This is a genomic window from Bradyrhizobium sp. (genome assembly GCF_035701725.1).
Lineage (GTDB): Bacteria > Pseudomonadota > Alphaproteobacteria > Rhizobiales > Xanthobacteraceae > Bradyrhizobium.
Genome location: NZ_DASSRP010000235.1, coordinates 1 through 5,400, shown reverse-complemented (window position 1 = coordinate 5,400; position 5,400 = coordinate 1). Strand labels below are relative to the sequence as shown.

At 62.2% G+C, this 5,400-nt stretch carries 5 protein-coding genes; 2 read left to right on the top strand and 3 right to left on the bottom strand.

The window, feature by feature from the left end:
• Nucleotides 1-308: 308 nt before the first annotated feature.
• Nucleotides 309-1,196, top strand: a complete 888-nt coding sequence (locus VFL62_RS13685) for a hypothetical protein (protein WP_325172914.1) — start codon at nucleotides 309-311, stop codon at nucleotides 1,194-1,196.
• Nucleotides 1,197-1,509: 313 nt separating this feature from the next.
• On the opposite strand, the gene VFL62_RS13680 is transcribed toward VFL62_RS13685, so the two are convergent.
• Nucleotides 1,510-2,457, bottom strand: a complete 948-nt coding sequence (locus tag VFL62_RS13680; RefSeq protein ID WP_325172913.1) for a sensor domain-containing diguanylate cyclase — start codon at nucleotides 2,455-2,457, stop codon at nucleotides 1,510-1,512.
• A 255-nt stretch (nucleotides 2,458-2,712) separates the two neighbouring features.
• Nucleotides 2,713-3,582, bottom strand: coding sequence for a LysR family transcriptional regulator (locus VFL62_RS13675; RefSeq protein WP_325172912.1), 870 nt, complete (start codon nucleotides 3,580-3,582; stop codon nucleotides 2,713-2,715).
• A gap of 210 nt (nucleotides 3,583-3,792) precedes the next feature.
• Between VFL62_RS13675 and VFL62_RS13670 the strand changes: the two genes are divergently transcribed.
• Entirely contained in the window at nucleotides 3,793-4,707 is a 915-nt protein-coding gene (locus VFL62_RS13670; protein ID WP_325172911.1) for an alpha/beta hydrolase, read from the top strand.
• A gap of 15 nt (nucleotides 4,708-4,722) precedes the next feature.
• Here VFL62_RS13670 and VFL62_RS13665 read toward each other — a convergent pair.
• Nucleotides 4,723-5,400 (bottom strand): TIGR04222 domain-containing membrane protein (locus VFL62_RS13665; RefSeq protein ID WP_325172910.1); only part of this gene is annotated, 678 nt, incomplete at its 5' end.

Genomic DNA, 5,400 nt, shown 5'->3' with positions numbered 1-5,400 from the left:
CGATGCGCTGACGATACGCGCCCCCCGAAGCGATTGAGGCGATCATCCAGAGCCGCCGCCGTTACGCCGGTCATCTGCAATTTAGGCACAGAAAGGCGACAAGCGGACCTGTCCCAGGGGTACGTGAGAATGTCCGGTTTGCGGATAGCGGACGCTAAAGCAGACGCCGCAAAAGCGACGTGATTGACCCGAAGTTCGCGCGACTTCGTTAAAAATTGAGCATTTAGCCGTAAAAATGGTTGATATGTTGGATTTATGCAACCAATCGACCTCAATGCGCTTCGTGCGAGTAGACGGATGCTCAAACAATGAAAAATGCAGGAGCGCTGCTAGCGTGGTCGAGTCTCGCCGTGTTCGCTGCGATTGTGGTCTTAGTTCCTTTCGTCCATCCGCCCCAGCTGCTCCGACCCGAGCCAACACGCGCAGCTGATAGACCGGAAGAGGTCTATGACCCAGAACGCTGCAAAAAAGTAGTTCACGACCAGATTTTCATATCCCTTGGCCGCTACGTTTTTCCGATGGCGTACGCCAAGCAACAAATGGTTGTCTACGATCCACTTGCTGAACGTGACGGCAATCTCGCCTTGAAGGTGCCCGACCCAACCGATCAAAAAGGGTGTTTTGGAAACCCACTTCAGTCGTTGAGCCATGCATTCTTCACACCGAGAATTTTGGCAAGAGGCGGTCAGTTGGCGTCGATCGGCCGGGCGATTGCACTGATAACGCTATACCGGCTTGATAGAGGTAAGGCCGAGCCAGGAGCGGACAGAATTTGGATGGGCGAGACATTGCAACGGGACCTTGCCGCGTCGGCTTGTAACCGAGCAACGCTCCATGAGGAGTTGCCGAACGGAATGTCGGCCTGTCGCATCAAGCCGATCAATCCCCCGAACGCACGCCAGGAGGATTGGGCCGCGACGTATAAAGCGAGGCCAGACCTCTATGCCACACCTATGGGCCGTCCGTTCGTGGTGAATTGCGGCCCCCTTCTGTACTCCAGCTCTATTGGCCAATGTGACGTCGCTTATGAGGTCAAGCCGAACCTCGGGCTTAGCTATAGGCTTTTGCCCTATCTCAACAAGAGTTCAGAACCGATTGATCACGTGATCGATATCGACAAATCAATTCGTGCCGCGATTACCGAATCCATAGTTGCAGACTACCTGTGGCCCGATCAGAGCATCGATCGCCATTAGTCGTGTAGATATCTTGATGTCTGCTAATGGCCCTTCTCGTCGGTCTGGGAGGCTGTTCGGGATTACCGCTATTGAGTGGCAACCGGACCGCCCCGCAATACGGGATCTAGTTAGAAAGCGCAGTGCTGGATCGAAAGCCGTCGCATTGTTGCGAATTGGAGCGCATCGCGGGCTACGGCATCATAGTGCCACGGCGAAAGAGTATTGCCCATCTTCATCGGCCGTGGCGCGCCATTTCGGCACCATCCCCGACAAAGCGCCGAGCCTTCTAACACGATCGTTTCGGGTGCATGGGGCGGGTCAAGAACTTTCGCTACGCGGCCCGGCTGCGCCCCTCATCGCCGAACAAATGAACCTTGTTGCGGCCGGCAGCCTTCGCATCATAGAGCGCGATGTCGGCTTCCGCGAACAATTCGGTGATCCGCCGGCGATGCGGGCGACCGACGAGAGCCGCTCCGATCGAAGCGCCGACCCCGATGCGAAGACCGTTCCAGAACAGCGGCCGGCTCAACATCACGATGGTCTGCTGCAGCACGCGTGCGATTTGGGCGGGGTTGGTCGGAGCACGCAGGATGATTGCGAATTCGTCGCCGCCGAGCCGGCCTACCAGGCCGGCATCATGAAATGCCCGCCGCAGGCGCCCGGCAACCTCGCACAGACATGCATCTCCGGCCGAATGGCCGAACGTGTCGTTGAGCTCCTTGAAACGATCGAGATCAATCAGAACGAGGGCTGACGCGAAACCATAATTCAGACTGTCACCGATGACCTCGCGATAACGGGCCTGGAAAACCAGACGATTGGCGAGCCCGGTGAGAGGATCGGTTTCGGCTTGCCGCCGCAGGCGCTCGATTGTTTGCCGGTCTGCGGTGATGTCCTGCTTGGAGCCGAAGATCCGCGCTGGCCGTCCGGCCTCTCTGACCGAATCGATCGAGAGGCGCATCCAGCGCCTTTCACCGCGCCAGGTTCTGATCTCGGCATCGAGCGTTACCGGATGCCCACTCCGGATCACCTCCGCACGGGCGAGTTCCATGTTGCGTCGCGACTCGTCGATATAGAGGTCGACGATGCTCGATCGGCGCAGCGGATTGCCCATCGGATAGCCGAAGATGTCGTAGACGCCGGGCGTCCAGGTCAGGCGCTCGGTCGCGAGTTCACATTCCCAGGCGCCGAAGCGAGCGGCATTCACGGCCTGGTCATAGAGGCGTACCCGAACCTCGTCCGGCAGAGCCGTGACTGCATGGTCTGGTTCATCGCTCATGGATGATCCGGCAGCGTTTCGGGATTTTGCCCATCTGCATAAGGACTAGGGCTGCCGTGTTAACGAATTCTATACGGCCACCTGCCGGGCTCGTGGCCATACGGTAATCGAACGCCCGCGGCATTTCGCTCGTTGGGGCGCAACGGCGAAGCGATAGCACCCAACTTCATCGGCCTTTGCGCGCCAGTTTTCGACGTGAGCCCGCATCGCAAGGAACAGGCGTGACGGCAGGTGGGCGCGCCGGGCGTCCTGTCGTTACGCCAGCGTGCAGCGTTGCGCGATGATCGCGCCGATGGTGCGTGCGAAAGGGACCTCGCGAGCCTCGGCGATGCCGAGCGCGAGCTCCACGGGATTGAGGGCCGGCAACTGCTCCTTCAGCCGACGGGCCGGGATCAGCGACTTGCGCTCGCCGAGCCTTGTTGGCAGGGCGGCATAGCCGAGCCCGGATTCGACCGCGGCAGCCAGCGCCGAGAGGCTGCGCGCCTCGCAAGCGATGGTCCAGGCGCGTTGCGCCAGGCGTAAACTTCGCAACGCCTCGTCGCGATAGGCGCATCCTTCTGCGAACGCCACCAGCGGGACCGGTTCGCCGTCCCGCACGAACGCCCTGTCAACCTCGCCAAACCACGCCAGGGGCTCCAATGCGATCGCAGCCCCGGCTTCGTTCGACGATGCGCGTTTGAAAAGCGCGACATCGAGCCTGCCGTGGTCGACATCCTCGGCGAGCCGCGCTGACAGGTCGGTGCGCAACGAGAGCCGTGCTTCGGGGCAGTGCGCCCGGATCTCCTCGAGGGTGGAGGAAAAATCGCGCTCCAGGAAATCCGCAGGGAGCCCGAGCCTGATCCGGTGTCCCGAAGCCGGCTGCCGCATTTCCGCGACCGCGCGCTCGTTGAGCTCGACGATCTTTCGCGCGTGCGCGACCAGCCTTGCGCCCCGCGCGGTCGGGCCGATCACCCGCCCCCGCGCTCGCTTGAGCAGAGAATGCCCGACCAGGCCTTCGAGTCGGGCAATCTGGAGACTGATGGCGGATTGCGAGCGGCCAAGCCGCTCGGCGGCGCGCGAGAAGCTCATCATATCGACGACGGTAATCAGGGATCGGAGCGTGTCGATGTCGAGGGTCGTCGGCATGGGTGAAACTCCAGAGCGCATTCCCCGTCACGGGGATGAGACCAGCAGCGAAGCGGTCGAAATGAGATTTATCAATCAGGGAATGAGAGAAATCAATTTTCCCAACTGCAAGGCCGCAAGTTATTTATCGGGTCCGCCGCATCCTTGTTCACGTCCTATGAACGGGATGAGCGACGGAGACAGCTGTCGAAACTGCGTTCGAGAATCCACATGAAGCGTCGTCACCTCTTGAAAGGCTTCGGGCTTGGCGCCACCGCGGCGGTCGTCAGTGCGCGTGCCGCCGCGCAACCGGCAAAGCCAGCGCCGTCGACCGCAGCTGCGCTTTCCTTGTCCTGGCCGGGACCGCAATTGGCGAGCGCGGAGAGGCTCGGCCACTGCCGGATCGGCAATGGCCCCGCGGTCTGCGTGGTGTTGCACGAGTGGCTCGGCGATCACGTCAACTGGGAGCCGACACTGCCTTATTTCGACCTCGGCCGTCACACGCTGATTTTCATGGACCTGCGCGGCTACGGCTGGTCGCGCGCCTCGACCGGCACCTACACGCTCCAGGAAGCCGTCGGCGACGTGTTGCGCACGGCCGATAGCCTCGCGATCCCCCGCTTTCATCTGGTTGGACATTCGATGTCCGGCCTGGTCGGGCAGGCGATTGCACTTTCCGCAGCCGCCCGGATCCAAAGTGTGACCTTGTTCTCGCCGGTGCCGCCCACCGGCTTTCACGCCGACGAGGCGGCGCTCAAAGCGCTGAACGCGGTGATTGATGAGGACGAGGCGGCGGCGCGGGCCATCACCGCTCGTACCAGCAATCGCTACAGCGCAGGCTGGCTCCAGCGCAAGCTGAGGATCGCGCGCGAGGCCGCAACGACGGACGCGATGCGCGGCTATCTCAAGATGTTCACGAGCTCCGCCATCACCGATGATCCGCACCGTCTTGCCGCGCCGATGCATGTCGTGAATGGAGCGCTAGACATTCCCTTCTATCGCGGCGAGGCCTCGCACAACGCCTTTGCCGCGGCCTACCCGCAGGCGACGTTCGAGACGATCGACGATGCGGGCCACTATTCGATGCTGGAAACGCCGGTGCGCGTTGCCTCTATCATAGAGAAACGCGTGGCGGCCGCAGGCTGATAGGCGCGAGCAATATCAGCTGCACCCGCCGCAGCCGCCGCCACCCCCGCCGCAGCCGCTACCGCCGCCGCCGCAACCACTCCCGTTGTTCATCGTCTGCGAGGCGGCATAGACCGAGGCATAGGCGGTGCCGGACAGCACGACGGCGCCGGACAGCGCGACCGCAAGCAGCAATTCGTGATCGAGCGGCGCGCGCGAGGCCCGCGCATTGCCGTCCTGATAACTCTTGAGAACCTCGGCCCCGGCCTGGGTGCGGTTCGGTCGGGTCGCCAGCGCGATCCCGGCCACGGCGGTGACGACAAGAAGGATGACCAGAATGCCGACCGGATGGCCGCGCCCGGCGCCGATGAATGCCTTGGTGATTCCGAACGCCAGCAACAGCAGCACGAAAGGCACGGTCTCCTTGCGGAACGATGCCATCTGCTCGTCGCTTGGATAGTAGCCGAGCTGCTGCAGTCGCTCCTGAAGGCGTTCCACCAACGGCTTGACCGCCTTCTGAAACTGCGTCCGCGTCATCAATGGCGGCAGCGAAAGCAGCGGCGGCCGGTCCATCAGGCCTGCCAGCGAGGCCTGGTTGGTCACCGTGATCTTGTAGTCGCCAGGTGCGATCATCGCGCCGTCCGCCGACATCAGGTTGACGAGCATGGCATCGCCGACACGCCGCGCGCCGCCGGCGAGATAGGCCAGCTCAAG